At 69.0% G+C, this 13,975-nt stretch carries 11 protein-coding genes; 2 read left to right on the top strand and 9 right to left on the bottom strand.

Features of this window, described 5'->3' with window-relative positions; genetic code table 11:
• The first annotated feature begins 382 nt into the window (after positions 1-382).
• Entirely contained in the window at positions 383-1,735 is a 1,353-nt protein-coding gene (locus FHR32_RS14720) for a DUF4407 domain-containing protein (RefSeq protein WP_184754822.1), read from the top strand.
• On the opposite strand, the gene FHR32_RS14715 is transcribed toward FHR32_RS14720, so the two are convergent.
• The 9 genes from FHR32_RS14715 to topA form a co-directional block, all read right to left on the bottom strand.
• Positions 1,698-2,549 carry an alpha/beta fold hydrolase gene (locus FHR32_RS14715; RefSeq protein WP_184754821.1) on the bottom strand — a complete coding sequence of 284 codons (852 nt, stop codon included), beginning with the start codon at positions 2,547-2,549 and terminating at the stop codon, positions 1,698-1,700. The two genes, FHR32_RS14720 and FHR32_RS14715, sit on opposite strands and share 38 nt — an antisense overlap.
• A gap of 136 nt (positions 2,550-2,685) precedes the next feature.
• On the bottom strand, positions 2,686-3,531 hold the full coding sequence (locus FHR32_RS14710; RefSeq protein ID WP_376773367.1) for a PSP1 domain-containing protein: 846 nt from the start codon (positions 3,529-3,531) through the stop codon (positions 2,686-2,688).
• A 121-nt stretch (positions 3,532-3,652) separates the two neighbouring features.
• The gene (locus tag FHR32_RS14705; protein ID WP_184754820.1) at positions 3,653-4,336 is read right to left on the bottom strand and encodes a permease-like cell division protein FtsX; all 684 of its coding nucleotides are present in this window, start codon (positions 4,334-4,336) and stop codon (positions 3,653-3,655) included.
• Positions 4,333-4,848, bottom strand: coding sequence for a SigE family RNA polymerase sigma factor (locus tag FHR32_RS14700; protein WP_246466153.1), 516 nt, complete (start codon positions 4,846-4,848; stop codon positions 4,333-4,335). The genes FHR32_RS14705 and FHR32_RS14700 overlap by 4 nt, the downstream gene beginning before the upstream one ends.
• A 129-nt stretch (positions 4,849-4,977) precedes the next feature.
• Complete coding sequence (locus FHR32_RS14695) at positions 4,978-6,132, bottom strand: glycosyltransferase family 4 protein (protein WP_184754818.1); 1,155 nt, start codon at positions 6,130-6,132, stop codon at positions 4,978-4,980.
• Positions 6,129-6,839 carry a hypothetical protein gene (locus tag FHR32_RS14690; protein ID WP_184754817.1) on the bottom strand — a complete coding sequence of 237 codons (711 nt, stop codon included), beginning with the start codon at positions 6,837-6,839 and terminating at the stop codon, positions 6,129-6,131. The genes FHR32_RS14695 and FHR32_RS14690 overlap by 4 nt, the downstream gene beginning before the upstream one ends.
• Positions 6,840-7,220: 381 nt before the next feature.
• Positions 7,221-8,402 (bottom strand): DNA polymerase III subunit delta', encoded by a 1,182-nt coding sequence (locus tag FHR32_RS14685; protein ID WP_184754816.1) that lies wholly within the window; start codon positions 8,400-8,402, stop codon positions 7,221-7,223.
• 21 nt (positions 8,403-8,423) lie between these two features.
• Positions 8,424-10,490: a dTMP kinase gene (gene tmk, locus FHR32_RS14680; protein WP_184754815.1), complete on the bottom strand. Its 2,067-nt coding sequence runs from the start codon at positions 10,488-10,490 to the stop codon at positions 8,424-8,426.
• Positions 10,491-10,837: 347 nt separating this feature from the next.
• Entirely contained in the window at positions 10,838-13,486 is a 2,649-nt protein-coding gene (gene topA / locus FHR32_RS14675) for a type I DNA topoisomerase (protein ID WP_184754814.1), read from the bottom strand.
• On the opposite strand from topA, the gene FHR32_RS47670 reads away from it, so the two are divergent.
• A complete protein-coding gene (locus FHR32_RS47670; protein ID WP_425584229.1) occupies positions 13,413-13,829 on the top strand; it encodes a DUF5703 family protein in 417 nt (138 codons plus the stop codon). The two genes, topA and FHR32_RS47670, sit on opposite strands and share 74 nt — an antisense overlap.
• Positions 13,830-13,975 lie beyond the last annotated feature (146 nt).

Below are 13,975 nucleotides of genomic sequence, written 5' to 3'. Positions count from 1 at the left end.
CAGGCGTCGATCGCGGCCGTCCCGCCGCCCGCGAGCCGGCCGAGGGCTGAGGGGCACGGTGACCGACGCGTCGCCTCGTCGAACGGATCGCCTGAGCCTGCCGGTCCTCTGTGGCCACTCCACCGGCCTGACGTTGGGATTCCCTTCCGTCGTCTCGTGATTCCCCCGTCCGGCACAACGCAAAGTTTCTCCCTCACCCTTCGCGACCGGCTCAGCGGAGATCGCATATTACGGCACGGCATGAATTAATTACCTCTGGTATTTATCCGCCATATTCGGCAGGGTCTCCTGCCAGGTCAGCGAGAGATGTGATCACGAGGGCCGCTCCACAGTGATGACAACAAGCAGCATTTAGCGATAAAGCACAAGGATCGGGAAATCCATGAAAAATGGTGATTTCGGCAGGCACTCCAGGACGTCATCTCCCGGCCCCTTCAGGCGACCGGACCTGGGGAGAATGCTGCGGGCCCTGGCGGGGGCCGACGAGGGCGTCCTGGACCAGGTGCCGCTGGAACGGACCCGCTATGTCGGCCTCGGCGGCGTGGTGCTGGGCACGGCGGTCGTCGCCGGGATCTCGATGTGGTTCGCGCTGAGTCAGGTGCTGGGCGGTGCCCATGTCGCGATGCTCGTCCCCACGGTGATCTGGATGCTCATCGTGCTCAACTTCGACCGTTGGCTCGTCTCGACGGTCACCGGCACCTGGCATCGCAGACTCCTGATGCTGATCCCGCGTCTGCTCGTCTCCGTGGTGCTGGGCTTCATCATCGCCGAGCCCCTGGTCCTGAGGGTGTTCGAGACCGCCATCGTCCAGCACGTCATAGACGGGCGGCAGGCCGTACTGAACGCGGAGCGGGACCGGCTGCTGGCGTGCAACCCGCGCGTGCCCACCGAAACGCCGGCCCGCCGGGACTGCGCGGGCGCCAGACTGCTGGCCTCGACCACCGAGGCCGGCGTGGCCGAACTGAGAGACCTGGAGAGCGACGCCGAGAAGCTGCGGGCGCGGGTCGGCACCGACCGGGAGCGGCACGACAGGCTGTTCGACAAGGCGACCGGTGAGTGCGCAGGCGACAGCCGGGAGGGGATGAGCGGCAAGAGAGGCAATGGCCCACTCTGCAGGCGCCTGGACGCCGCGGCGAGAGATTTCCTCGTCCAGAGCCACCTGAACAGGAATGAGAAGGCGCTCCGGACCTTGGAAGGCCGGATCACCGCGATGCGCGGGCCCCTCGCCGGCAGACAGGCCGACTTCGCGGAGAAGATCGAGGCCGGCATCGGAGAACGGCTGTCCGCACTGCCCCGCCCAGCCGCCCCGGTCGGGCTCCTGGAGCGGATGCGGGCACTCCAGGAGGTCACCGCGGTGAACGCCTACCTGTCCGGGGCGACCTGGCTGTTCCGGCTCTTCCTGATCCTTGTCGACTGCCTCCCCGTCCTCGTCAAACTCATGGGAGGGACGACCGCCTACGACCGCATGGCGGACCATGCGAACCGCAGGGACGAGGAGATCCACGACAGGCGGCTCCAGCTCCGCACCGAGGCACGGATCGGCGAACTCGAACTCCAGGCCCACCGTGACGTGGAGGACCGCCGCAGGCAGCGGCGGCTGATGGACATCGCGGGCAGAGCCACCGAGGCGCAGACCGTGGAACCGTCCAGGACGCCGTGGACACGCATCGCCTTCCCGGAGAACCGCCGGGAGATCCTTAGAGGGTCGTCAGAAACTCCGTCAGGGCGGCGGTGAACTCCTCGGGGCGCTCCAGCGGCGGCAGGTGACCGGTGTCGGGAATGTCGACCCGGCGGGCCTTCCTGATCTCCCGGCTCAGCAGGTCGGACACCTCCAGGATCTCCGGCACGTCGGCCAGCCCGGCCACCACCAGGGTCGGCACCTCGACTTCGGCGAGCCGCCCCTTCGCCGGCGGCCGCAGGTCGTGCGCGGTGCCGTGCGGTCCGGTCCACGATCGCTCGTTCAGCAGGCGGTCCATCGCCAGCGCCAGCTCCCACACCTGAGGGTCGAGGTCGTCGCGGGTGCGGGCCGGCCCGGCCACCAGGAACTCCGTCTCGGCCGCGGAGTACGCCTCCAGCTCCGCCACGTCGACGGTCTCCACCTCGCCCCTGCGGTAGCTCCGGAGCCGGTCGATCCCGATCACGTCGTGCACCCGCTCCCGGTATCTGGCGGGCATCGACGGCGGCCATTCGTGACCGGAGAGCCCGGGGGCGACCAGAGCGAGCGCGGTGACCCGCTCGGGCGCGGTGAGCGTGGCGTCCAGCGCGATCTTGCCGCCGTCCGAGCTTCCCACCAGCACGGCCCGGTCCACCCCGAACGCGTCCAGCAGCGCCAGCAGGTCCTCGTGGTGGGCGAACTCTCCGGTCGCGTCACCGGACTCACCGTAACCGCGCCAGTCGTAGCGGATCACCCGGTAGCGCCCGGCCAGCTTCCGGAACGGGTGCTCCCACATCCGCCGATCCGCACAGCCGGCGTGCAGGAGCACGACCACCGGCCCGCTGCCGGCCTCGTCGTAGCCGAACTCCGTGTCACCCAGCCGGATCATCGCCATGCTCGCACCTCGGCCCCTTCGGTCCCGTCGCGGGAACGTCTCCCGCCCTCTTACGGAAGCGTTTCACGGCCGAGATCGCGGATTGCCGAAATCACCCTCTTCCGGTCATGCCGACCGCGAACACCCGTTGGACCGCCTACTCCTCCGGGCCGCTCTCGGCGACCGTCACCGCCCCGCCGTACATCGTGTCGTGCTGCCTGCGGGGGGAGCAGACCGAGGCGGAGGGGCAGGCGCAGCGCCGCCCGCCCTCGTCCAGCCGGACGGTCACCGAGTCGGAGGGGACGTTGCGGCCCACCACGGTCCCCGAGCCCTCCGGGGTGTCCACCTTCAGGCCGACGCGGGGCATCCTGGAGTTCGCGTCGAGGTAGAGGGGGTGCTCGTACTTGAGGCAGCACATCAGCCGCCCGCACGCCCCCGCGATGCGCAGCGGGTTGACCGGCAGGTCCTGGTCCTTGGCCATCCGCACCGAGACCGGTTCGAAGTCCTTGAGGAAGGTCGCGCAGCACAGGTCACGGCCGCAGGGACCGATGCCGCCCTGCAGGCGGGCCTCGTCGCGGGGACCGATCTGGCGCAGTTCCACCCGGGCGCGCAGGTTGCGGGCCAGGTCGCGGACGAGGGCACGGAAGTCGACGCGGTGCGGGGCCGAGAAGTAGACGGTGTAGACGTTCTCGGCGTCGAGGTAGTCGACGCCGACGACCTTCATGGGCAGCTCGTGCCGCCTGATCAGGCGTTTGGCGACGCTCCGGACCTCCGCGCGCCGCCGCCTGTTGCCCTCGTCGCGCGCGAGGTGCTCCTCGCCCGCGATGCCCTCGCAGACCGGGAGGCCGCCGACCTCCTCGCTCGTCCACTGCGGCGCCCAGACGCACTCGGCCACCTCCGGCCCGGCGTCGGTGGGCACCAGCACCTTGTCACCGACCTTGGGACTGTGCTCGCCGGGATCCAGGTAGTACAGCCGGCCGTAACGGGTGAAACTCACCGCCATGATCATGCCCATGTGGCTCCAAAGCTGCTGGGGGTACGGCTTGCGCTCACCCTACGCTCCATACCCGTGGATACGCGGTGATCACAACCGCGGGCGCAAGCCGTACCCCCGGCTCACCGCCTCATCCGGAACCCGTCAACTCCGGATGCTCCGGGTACGAACACTGCTTCCTGTCCTCCGCCCACGGGAGCTTGCTCATGATGATCGACATGAGGGAGGCGCGCTGCTCGTACAGGCAGGCCGTGTCGATGGCGTTGGACACCCCGGGCAGCTCTCCCGCGGCCTGGGCCACGGCCATGGAGTCGGCATCCGGCCTGATCCGGACGCGGAAAGATTCGGGCATGTCCCTGGGGGTTATCGCCTTCAGCAATTCGGGGTTGTCCTGATACTCCCTCTGGAATTTCTCCCAGGCCTGCTGCCGGCTTTCGAAGGTGACGGCCTCCGCCTCGGGCCGGCCCTCCAGCATCCGCAGGAGGTTCTCCCTGTCCTCCGTGGAGATCTCCCTGTCCTTGCAGTGTGGAAAGGGGTCGGACTTCTTGCAGAGGAATACCGAGACCCCGGCCATCCCGGACGGCTCCACGCCGCTCATGGACATGGCGACGATGGTCTCCCCCCGCAGTACCGGGGAGGGCACGGTGAGCCGTACGGCTCCGAAGGCCGTCACGGCGACGGCAAGGACGACGGCACCAATCCGGAGAGGGGCCCGGGACCGGCGGCGGGCGGGGGCGGTCAGCGGGCGGACGTCGGCGGCGGTCGCGGCGGCGGCCGACAGGGCCTCACGCAGGCGGTTCTCGGTGGCGTTCATGATTCCTCCCCAAGCTTGCGGGCGAGGGCGGCCAGCCCGCGCGCGATGGTGGACCGGGCCGTGCCCGCACCGATCCCCATGGTCTCGGCGATCTCCAGGTCGGACAGGTCGAGGTAGTAGCGGAGCGTCAGCGCCTCGCGTTGCCGCCCCGGCAGCGTGCGCAGGGCCACCAGCACCTCGCGGCGCTCCTCGCCGAGCAGCGCCGCGTGTTCGGCGGACCAGACGGGCGGCTCGTACGGCACGGCCCGCCGGAACGCCACCGCCCGGCGCCGCAGCACCGAACGGGAGCCGTTGAGCACCGCCGAGCGGATGTAGGTCAGCGCGCGCCCGGGATCGCGCAGGCGGTGCCGTCCCGCGTGCGTGCGGGTGAACGCCTCCTGCACGACGTCCTCGGCCGTGGCCTGGTCACCCACCATCAGCAGCGCCAGCCGTACCAGCCCGAGGTGGTGGTCGGCGAACAGCGCTGCGACGTCGATGCGGTCCCTGGCCAGGGGCTCTCCGTGGGAGAGCATTTCGATTTTGGGATCTGGGGTCGCCCCCGACAATGACATCGTCACATCACAGAGACGCCGGGCCGGGCGGTCTGCTGCTCCGCCCGGCCCGAAACCTTCAGTCGGCCCGCAGGTTCCAACGGGCCACGCTCAGCGCACGAGATCGGCGAAGGACCTCTCCCACCGCTCCGCGATCATGGAGATGTCGTAGTTCCTGGCCGTCTCCAGGGCGTTGCGGGCCATCTGGCGACGGCCCTCCTCGTCGTCGATCATCTTGAGCAGCCCGCCTGCCAGGGCGTCGATGTCCTCGGGCGGGACCAGCAGCCCGTCGTGGCCGGAGGTGATGATCTCGCGAGGTCCCCGGGGGCAGTCGAAGCTGACCACCGGGACCCCGCACGCGAACGCCTCGATGATGGTCATGCCGAAACCCTCGAACCGGGAGCTGACCGCGTGGATCGAGGCCTTGGCCAGCTCGCCCTCGATGTCGCCGGTCGGCCCCATGAACGTCACGTTGTTGTGCAGGCGCAGCTTGACGGCCAGTTTGACGAGCTTGTCGCCGACCCGGCCCTCGCCGTAGATCCGCAGCTTCCAGTCCGGGCGTTCCTCGACGACCTTGGCGAACGCCTTCAGCAGCCGGTCGTAGCCCTTGACCGGCACCAGCCGCCCGGCGGCCAGCACGATCCGGTTCTCCTGCCGGGAGAGGGGCCGCGGCCCACCGGCAAGCCCGTTGCCGATGGTGTAGACCCGCGTCGGCGCCTGGTCGAGCATGGCGCGATAGTCCTGCTCGTCGGCCTCGGTGAGGGTGACGACCGCGTCCAGCCCCGGGTACCACCGCTGGATCTCCTGGAAGATGCCGGGCTGGTGGGCCTCGAAGTGCAGATGCTCCTGGGCGATCGTGACGATCCGTCTGCGGGCGAACCTGGCGGCCAGGATGTTCAGCCCGGCCCGGGTGGTGACCAGCACGTCGGTGCGGAGCTTCCGCAGCTCCCGCCTGAGCACGTCGTCGCTCCACGCGCTGAAGGAGGCGTAGGCGCGTTCCTCCGGATGGACCAGCTCGCTCTCCTGCGTGCTCAGCCGCTCCGCCTTCTTCGTGTACGGCCAGCGGACCCTGGCCCCCTCGCGCAGGTCCACCAGCGAGCGCAGCCGTACCTTGGCACCCAGCGGCAGGAAGGGGAGGTCGGTGTGCTGGAAAACACTGATCACTTCGACGTCGTGGCGCTTGGACAGCTCGGTGGCGAGGTCGAAGGTGGACCGGATCGTTCCGCCCATGCCGTAGGCGTTGAGGATCAGAAAAGAGATCTTCACGAGGCTTTCTCCTCGACCGTGAGGGCGACGGCGAGGCTGTCGGTGTCGGTGTAGTAGGGCCGCACCCTGATCTGTCCCACGTACTGGGCGGGGAAGCGCACCCTGGTCTTCTTGTCGGCGATGTCGTCGAGACGCGCCGCCAGCGGCAGCCGTAGTCCGTCGGCCTCCGCGTGGAGGTCCCAGAAGACCCGTCGCCTCGTCTGCGCCTCGGCCATCGGCGCGATGGGGAAACTCCCCTGGAAGCGCCGTCCCCGGAAGATCGCGGATCCGCTGACCGGCTGCGGACCCTTTCTCGCCACGGCCACGAGCCTGGCCGGTCCCTCGATCGGCTCGCCATAAGCGATCATGCCCTCGACCTCGATCACGCCGCCGTCGGAGACGACCGCGGTCACCTCGACATACGGTTCGACCTCGCGGACGGTGAGGGCGAGGGTGCCGATCGTCGTGCGGAATGCCCGGATCTCCCGGTCGCGGGCCGTCCCGGCGTAAACAAGCAGCCCATCCAGGGAGAACCCTGGGTCATCGGTGGCGAGAGGCTCACCCCGGTGGGAGGCCATCCAGATGCCCGGGCGCAGCCCGACAAGATCGGTGTCTCCTCGCTCCTCCCCGGTCTCCACGTGTCTCAGGACGATCGTCCCGTCCACCGGCTCCGGCCACTCGATCCTCAGCATGTCGTCGTCGTCCACACGGCTGGTAACGGCCCGCATACCCCCTGGTGCCATTACGTTTGGGCGTGCTCCGATGCTCTCCAAGAGTCCCCCGTCTTCCTGCTCATCCCCGTTAGAGCAGGACACTTTCTGGCCGATTTGTAACGAATATATGGAAATTCGCTGTGAATCTTAACGACCCACACCCATGGTTTGAGTGCGGTTAGCCAGGAACGGTTCCGCTCGACGCAAAAAAACCGTGAAGGGCACCGCGGTGACGACGGACCCGTGCTCCCGCGCCGACCGGCCTACGGATCCGACGGGTCGCCGGACGCTGAGCGTCGCAAGGCGCCCGCCCCGCGGTCAGCCGTCGCAGGGCGGTGAGAGGCTCTGGGAGCGGCCACGACAGCCTCCGGGCTGCCCTGAACCTCCGGCGTCAGATCAGAGCCGGGGCTGCCGCAGCGAGATCATCATCGCCTCGACGGCCATCTGCGGGTTGACGTTGGCCGCCAGCCGCTCCCGGCAGTGCATGATCGCGTCGACTCTGCGCAGGGTTTCCTCGGGGGCGGAGGAGCGGGCCAGACCGTCCAGATCGGCCCGGCGGTCCTCGTTGGCCAGCTCCACGGGTGCGCCGAACTGGACGGCCAGCACGTCGCGGTAGAAGGCCACCAGGTCGAGCAGCGCCGCGTCGATGACATCACGCTGGGTCCGGGTGGCCCGGGACTTCTGCAGTTTCTCCAGGTCCTTGAGCGCTCCGGCCCCGCCCCGGATCAGGCCCTTGTTCAGCCCCTTCCCCGAGGAACCCTCACCGTAGATCTTGCGGATCTCGGTGATCTCCCCCTCGTCCAGCGCCGAGGAGACCGCCTCGGCCTCTTTCTTGGCGGTGTCCACCAGCCGCTCCGCCGCGGTGACGCATTCCCCCAGCCCGGTGAGCGAGCGCGGGATGGAGAGCACAGCCTCGCGGCGCGCGCGCATCTCCGGATCCAGGGCCAGCCGCCGGGCCCGCTCCAGGTGGCCCTGGGTGGCCCTCGCGACGGACTCCGCCATGTCCGGCGGAATGTTGTCACGGGTCACCAGCGCATGGGCGACCGCCGCCGTGGGCGGGGTGACCAGCGTGACCACCCTGCAGCGCGACCGGATGGTGATGACGAGGTCGGCGGGCGACGGGGTGCAGAGCAGCCAGACCGTCTTCGGCGGCGGCTCCTCGATCGCCTTGAGCAGAGCGTTGGAGGCGCGCTCCGGCATCCGGTCGGCCCCTTCGAAGAGGACGACCCTCCATCGCCCCAGCGTCGGGGCTCCGGCCGCCCGGAGAATGAGCTGGCGGGTCTCCTTGATGCCGTAGGAAAGGCCCTCGGTGCGGACGACCTCCAGATCAGGGTGGGAACCGATGGCCACCTGATGGCACATGTCGCAGTGGCCGCACCCCCGGTCGGGGCAGAACAGTGCGGCGGCGAAGGCGCGCGCCGCCTCCTCCCTCCCGGATCCGGGCGGACCGGTGAACAGCCACGCGTGGGTCATCCCCCCACCGGGACCTCCGGCCAGCATCTCGGCGGCCCCGTCGGCGGCGCGTCGGAGCGTTACCGCCGCCCGCTCCTGCCCCACAAGGTCATCGAAGACTCCCACGCGCCCAACCTACCGCCGGTGTCAGTCGCGGATGACGGGGATGGTGCCGGTGGCGTCCTCCGACTCCTGCGGCACCGGGTCGGGCAGCACCTCGCGGACCCGGTCATGGATGAGCAGGGAGATCTGGTCCTGGGCGAGGGTCCCGTCGATGACCAGATAGCGGTCCGGGCTGGCGGCGGCCAGCGAGCGGAACTCCCGGCGGACCCGCTCGTGGAACTCCAGCGGCTCGGACTCGATCCGGTCGGCGGCCCCGCCCAACCGGGTCAGGCCGACGGACGGCGGGGTGTCGATGAGCACGGTCAGGTCGGGGACGAGGCCGCCGGTGGCCCAGGTGTTGATCCTGGCCATGTCGGCCGGGTCCAGAGACCGGCCGGCGCCCTGGTAGGCCAGGGAGGAGTCCACGTAACGGTCGGAGATCACCATGGAGCCCCGGTAGAGCGCCGGGCGGATGACCTTCTCCACGTGCTCGGCGCGGTCGGCCGCGTACAGCAGCGCCTCCGACCGTGCCGACAGCCCCTGATGCACGGCGTCCAGGAGGATCGCGCGCAGCCGCATGCCCACCTTGGTCGAGCCGGGCTCCCGGGTCTGCACCACGTCGAAGCCCTGGTCCCGGAGCCAGATCGCGAGCAGTCTGGACTGGGTGGTCTTACCCGACCCCTCACCGCCTTCGAACGCGATGAACATCCCGCGTGGCTGCTCGGCGGTCTCGGGCGTGAACCGCTCGCCGCGCACCGCCGCGAACAGGTCGGAGGCGATCGGCACGCCCTTACGGTCGTCCATGTGCCGCAGGGCGAGGAACCCGACGATGATCGCGAGCAGTGCGCCGATCAGCAGCACCAGGTTGGAGCCGTCGAATTCGTAGATCTTCTCCCGGCCGATGACGACCTCGTGTCTGCCGAACAGACCCGCCAGCGTGGGGGCGACCGCGACCACCAGCAGCAGGGTGACCCGGGCGAGGGACTGCAGGAAGGAGAACGTACGGCCGCGCAAGCTGTCCTCCACCTCCAGTCCGATCATGGTGTAGCCGATGATCCACGCGATCCCGGCGCACGCCCCCAGCACCACGGTGAGCATGACGACGATCACCAGGTTGTGGACGATCGCGATCGCGGCGAGCGCCACCCCGGCCACGATGATCGACAGTCCGAACAGCCGCCTCCGGGACAGCTCGCGCAGCAACCTGGGCCCGAAGAACATGCCCGAGGCCATGCCGACGAAGACCGCGCCGAACACCACGCCGTAGGCCGCGTCGCCGCCGCCCAGCGCCCCCACATAGATCTTGGCCACGCCGACCACCGCACCGCCGGCGGCGAACGCGCCGAGCATGCCGATGACCAGGCCGCGGATCAGCCGGTTGGCGCCGACGAAACGCCAGCCGTCGATGATCTGCCGCAGCACCGACGGGGTGGAGACCGTGACGGCCGACCTGTTGGCCGTCGGGATGTCCTTCAGCGTGAAGATGATGCAGGCCGACACCAGGTAGGCGATGGCGTTGATGAACAGCGCCAGGTAGGTGTCACGGTCGGAGAAGTAGGGGACGAACCTGCCCAGGGCGTCATCGGCGATCGACAGCACCGCGAAGAGAAGCGCGGCGACCGGGGCGGTGCCGTACGTGACCAGGAGGTTGAGCTGGTTGGCCTCCTCCAGCCGCTCCTTGGGCACCAGATTCGGCACCGTGGCGTCCTTGGCGGGGACCCAGAAGAGGTTGACGCACTCGACCAGGAACGTGGCGATGAGCACCCACTGGTAGTTGCCGATCAGCGGGATCGACAGGACCAGCGCGAACCGGAGCAGGTCGGAGAAGAACATCGTCAGCCTGCGGTCGAACCGGTCGGCGAACGCGCCCGCGAGCGGGCCCAGCAGGATGGACGGAAGCATCTTCGCGACGAAGACACCACCGATGGCCAGGCTCTGGATCTTGTAGCCGTCACCGCTGGTGAGGTTTCCGGCGAGCGCGGTCAGCGCGATGATGTTCAGCCAGTCTCCGAGGCTGCAGACCGACATGGCCGTCCACAACTTGCGGAACGGGGCATTGGCCAGCACGTGGGGGGGCTTGCGGCGCGCGGTGGGCCGGCCAGGGGTGGTCATGATGTCAGCGTATCCAGATGCTCACTAGGCTGGGGAAAGCACGAGCCAGACGGATATGCCTGGCGGCCCGTCGCATGAGGGTAATACGTCCGGCCTGTCCCCCGCAGGAGGCACTCACGAAAAGAATGCCTCGATGCCCCGTGCCCCCCGGGTTTCCGGCCCTGAGACTCCAGGAGGGTGGTCCCGGGCGGAGCGCCGGCACGGACGGACGGCCCCCGGAAACCCACACCTCGGGTGGCATACGCCCGCATGCCGTCCACCTCACCGCGTCCGAGACCTCAGACCCGAGACTTCCGCGCCTGAGGCCTCCGGTCGGAGACCTCAGGCGCGGGAAACCAGAGCCGGACTCAGGCCTTGGCCTTGGCGCGGGTGGGCCGCTTGGGCGCCGGTCCGCGGGCCCGGCGGTCGGCGAGGAGCTCGGCGGCACGTTCGGTGGTGATCTGCTCGACCTCATCGCCCTTGCGCAGGGAGGCGTTGGTCTCGCCATCGGTCACGTACGGGCCGAAGCGGCCCTCCTTCACCACGATCGGCTTCTTGGACACGGGGTCCTCGCCGAGTTCGCGCAGCGGAGGCGCGACGGCGGCGCGCCGGCCCCGGGCCTTGGGCTGGGCGAACAGCTCCTTGGCCTGCTCCAGCGTGACCGTGAACAGCGCTTCCTCCGACGCCAGGGAACGGGAGTCGGTGCCCCTCTTGATGTAGGGCCCGAACTTGCCGTTCTGGGCCGTGACCTCCTGGCCCTCGATCTCCCCGAGCACACGGGGCAGCGAGAGCAGCAGCAGGGCGTCGTCAAGGGTGACGGTGTCCAGGGACATCGCCTTGAGCAGCGACCCGGTGCGGGGCTTGGGGACGTCGGCCTTCTTGGTCCTCTTCTTCGCCCCCTCCGCCGGAGGCGCCTCCTCGGGAAGGATCTCGGTCACATACGGGCCGTAGCGCCCGTCCTTGGCCACGATCACGTGACCGGTGACCGGGTCCCTGCCCAGCTCGCGGTCGCCCGTCGGGCGCGAGAACAGCTCCTCGGCCCTTTCGGCGGTGAGCTCGTCGGGGGCCAGGTCCTCGGGCACGTTCACCCGCGCGCCATCACGATCCAGGTACGGGCCGTAGCGTCCCACCCGGATCATGATGTCGGTGCCCCGGATCGGGAAGGAGCTGATCTCCTTGGCGTCGATCTCGCCGAGATCGGTCACCATCTCCTTGAGACCTTCGTCACCCTCCTCGCCGAAGTAGAAGCGGCGCAGCTCGGGCACCCGCTCCGCCCGGTCGTTGGCGATGTCGTCGAGGACCTTCTCCATGTCGGCGGTGAAGTCGTAGTCGACGAGGTGGCCAAAGTGCTGCTCCAGCAGATTGACCACCGCGAACGCCAGGAAGGACGGCACCAGGGCCGTGCCCTTCTTGAACACGTAACCGCGGTCCAGGATCGTCCCGATGATCGACGCGTAGGTCGAGGGACGGCCGATCTCCCGGTCTTCCAGCTCCTTGATCAGCGAGGCCTCGGTGTAGCGCGCGGGCGGCTTGGTGGCGTGCGACAACACGTTGAGCTCGGCCGCGGTGAGACGATCGCCCTCGTCCAGGTTGGGCAGGCGCTTCTCGGAGTCGTCGCGGTCGGTGGCGGGGTCGTCCGCACCCTCGACGTAGGCCTTGAGGAAGCCGTGGAAGGTGATGGTCCGGCCGGTGGCGCCGAACTCGACCTGCTCACCGGAGCTGGAGGTGCCTCCCGCCTTGACGGTGACCGACTCGCCGACCGCGTCCTTCATCTGCGAGGCGACGGTCCGCTGCCAGATCAGCTCGTACAGCCGGAACATGTCACCGCTCAGCCCGGTCTCGCCCGGCGTGCGGAACTCCTCGCCCGAGGGACGGATCGCCTCGTGCGCCTCCTGCGCGTTCTTCACCTTGCTGGCGTAGGCACGCGGCTTGTCGGGCACGTACGCCGCGCCGTACAGCTTGATGGCCTGGCTGCGCGCGGCGGCCACGGCGGTCTCCGACAGCGTGATGCTGTCGGTCCGCATGTAGGTGATGAAGCCGTTCTCGTACAGGCGCTGGGCGACCTGCATGGTCGACTTCGCGGAGAAGCCCAGCTTCCGGCTGGCCTCCTGCTGCAATGTGGTCGTCCGGAACGGCGCGTACGGCTTGCGGGTGTACGGCTTGCGCTCGACCGAGTTGACCTTGTAGGCGCTGCCGCTCAACCGCCCGGCGAGTTCCCGCGCGGCCTGCTCGTCCAGGTGGACCACGTCGGCGCCCTTGAGGGTGCCGTTGCTCGCGAAGTCACGCCCCTGGGCGACACGCCTGCCGTTCACACCGGTCAGCGTGGCGGTGAACTCGTGCGGGATCTCGTCGCGGCCGGTGTCGAACAGCGCCTGCAGGTCCCAGTAGCTCGCGCTGGTGAACGCCAGGCGCTCGCGCTCGCGCTCCACGACCAACCGGGTCGCCACGGACTGCACGCGACCGGCGGACAGGCGGGGCTTGACCTTCTTCCACAGGACCGGACTGACCTCGTAGCCGTAGAGGCGGTCGAGGATGCGCCGGGTCTCCTGGGCGTCGACCAGCCGCAGGTTCAGGGCACGCGGGTTGTCCACCGCCTCCTGGATCGCCCGCGGGGTGATCTCGTGGAACACCATGCGGTGAACCGGCACCTTGGGGTTGAGCACCTCGCGAAGATGCCAGGCGATCGCCTCGCCCTCCCGGTCCTCGTCAGTGGCGAGGTAGAGTTCGTCGGCATCCTTGAGCAGCTGCTTGAGCTTGCTGACCTGGGCCTTCTTGTCGTGGTTGACGACATAGAGCGGCTCGAACTCGCTGTCCACGTTGACGCCGAGGCGCGCCCACGACTCCCCCTTGTACTTCTCCGGGATGTCGTCGGCCCTCTCGGGGAGGTCGCGAATATGCCCGATGCTGGACTCCACGACGTAGCCGCGGCCGAGGTACCCAGCGATGGTCTTCGCCTTGGAAGGCGACTCGACGATCACCAGGCGGGTTCCGCCGGCGTTGCCGTTCTTAGCTGGCACGCTGCTTCCTACCTCGCTGTTCGCATTGGTTCCCCGTTTTCTTCCCTCTCGGGTTACCCGATCTGGATCGGGCACACTCCAAGAGAAGTCGCAAGGACGCACAATAAAGCCCTATGAGTGCCGACGTCCCCCAGCCCACCCTCGGAGACTAATCGCTGTGCTCGACTACTCCTACTTGGTTCTCCATCTTCCGCGTGGCACCACCAGGGACGCTGCTCGGCAGATTCTGACCGAACACGCAGAATACGGCGACTGGGAACTCGACCGCCTGCGACTGTATCCCGACGGTCGCCGGGACGTCCGACTGCGTCGCAAGATCATACGTGTGACCAGGACAATGTGACTGCGGGCACCGCCTCCGTGACCCCGGGCATGGCTTTGCCCGCCCCGGGCCGCGCCCCCGGAACGGGCAAAGCTACTTGGCCTCGCGGGGCGAGGGGCATCACGGCTCAGAGCCGTAGCCACCCCCCGGCCGCCGACGAGGCGTCT

Source organism: Streptosporangium album, assembly GCF_014203795.1.
Lineage (GTDB): Bacteria > Actinomycetota > Actinomycetes > Streptosporangiales > Streptosporangiaceae > Streptosporangium > Streptosporangium album.
The sequence above is the reverse complement of the archived record's forward strand: the minus strand, read 5'-3'. Positions and strand labels throughout refer to the sequence as shown.

Bases quoted from the DNA above. Each gene is read 5' to 3' on its own strand.
- FHR32_RS47670 (WP_425584229.1), top strand. From the start codon at position 13,413: ATGGTCTTCGCCTTGGAAGGCGACTCGACGATCACCAGGCGGGTTCCG.
- FHR32_RS14690 (WP_184754817.1), bottom strand. From the start codon at position 6,839: ATGCGGGCCGTTACCAGCCGTGTGGACGACGACGACATGCTGAGGATC.
- FHR32_RS14700 (WP_246466153.1), bottom strand. From the start codon at position 4,848: ATGCTCTCCCACGGAGAGCCCCTGGCCAGGGACCGCATCGACGTCGCA.
- FHR32_RS14715 (WP_184754821.1), bottom strand. From the start codon at position 2,549: ATGGCGATGATCCGGCTGGGTGACACGGAGTTCGGCTACGACGAGGCC.
- tmk (WP_184754815.1), bottom strand. From the start codon at position 10,490: ATGACCACCCCTGGCCGGCCCACCGCGCGCCGCAAGCCCCCCCACGTG.
- FHR32_RS14710 (WP_376773367.1), bottom strand. From the start codon at position 3,531: ATGGCGGTGAGTTTCACCCGTTACGGCCGGCTGTACTACCTGGATCCC.
- FHR32_RS14705 (WP_184754820.1), bottom strand. From the start codon at position 4,336: ATGAACGCCACCGAGAACCGCCTGCGTGAGGCCCTGTCGGCCGCCGCC.
- FHR32_RS14720 (WP_184754822.1), top strand. From the start codon at position 383: ATGAAAAATGGTGATTTCGGCAGGCACTCCAGGACGTCATCTCCCGGC.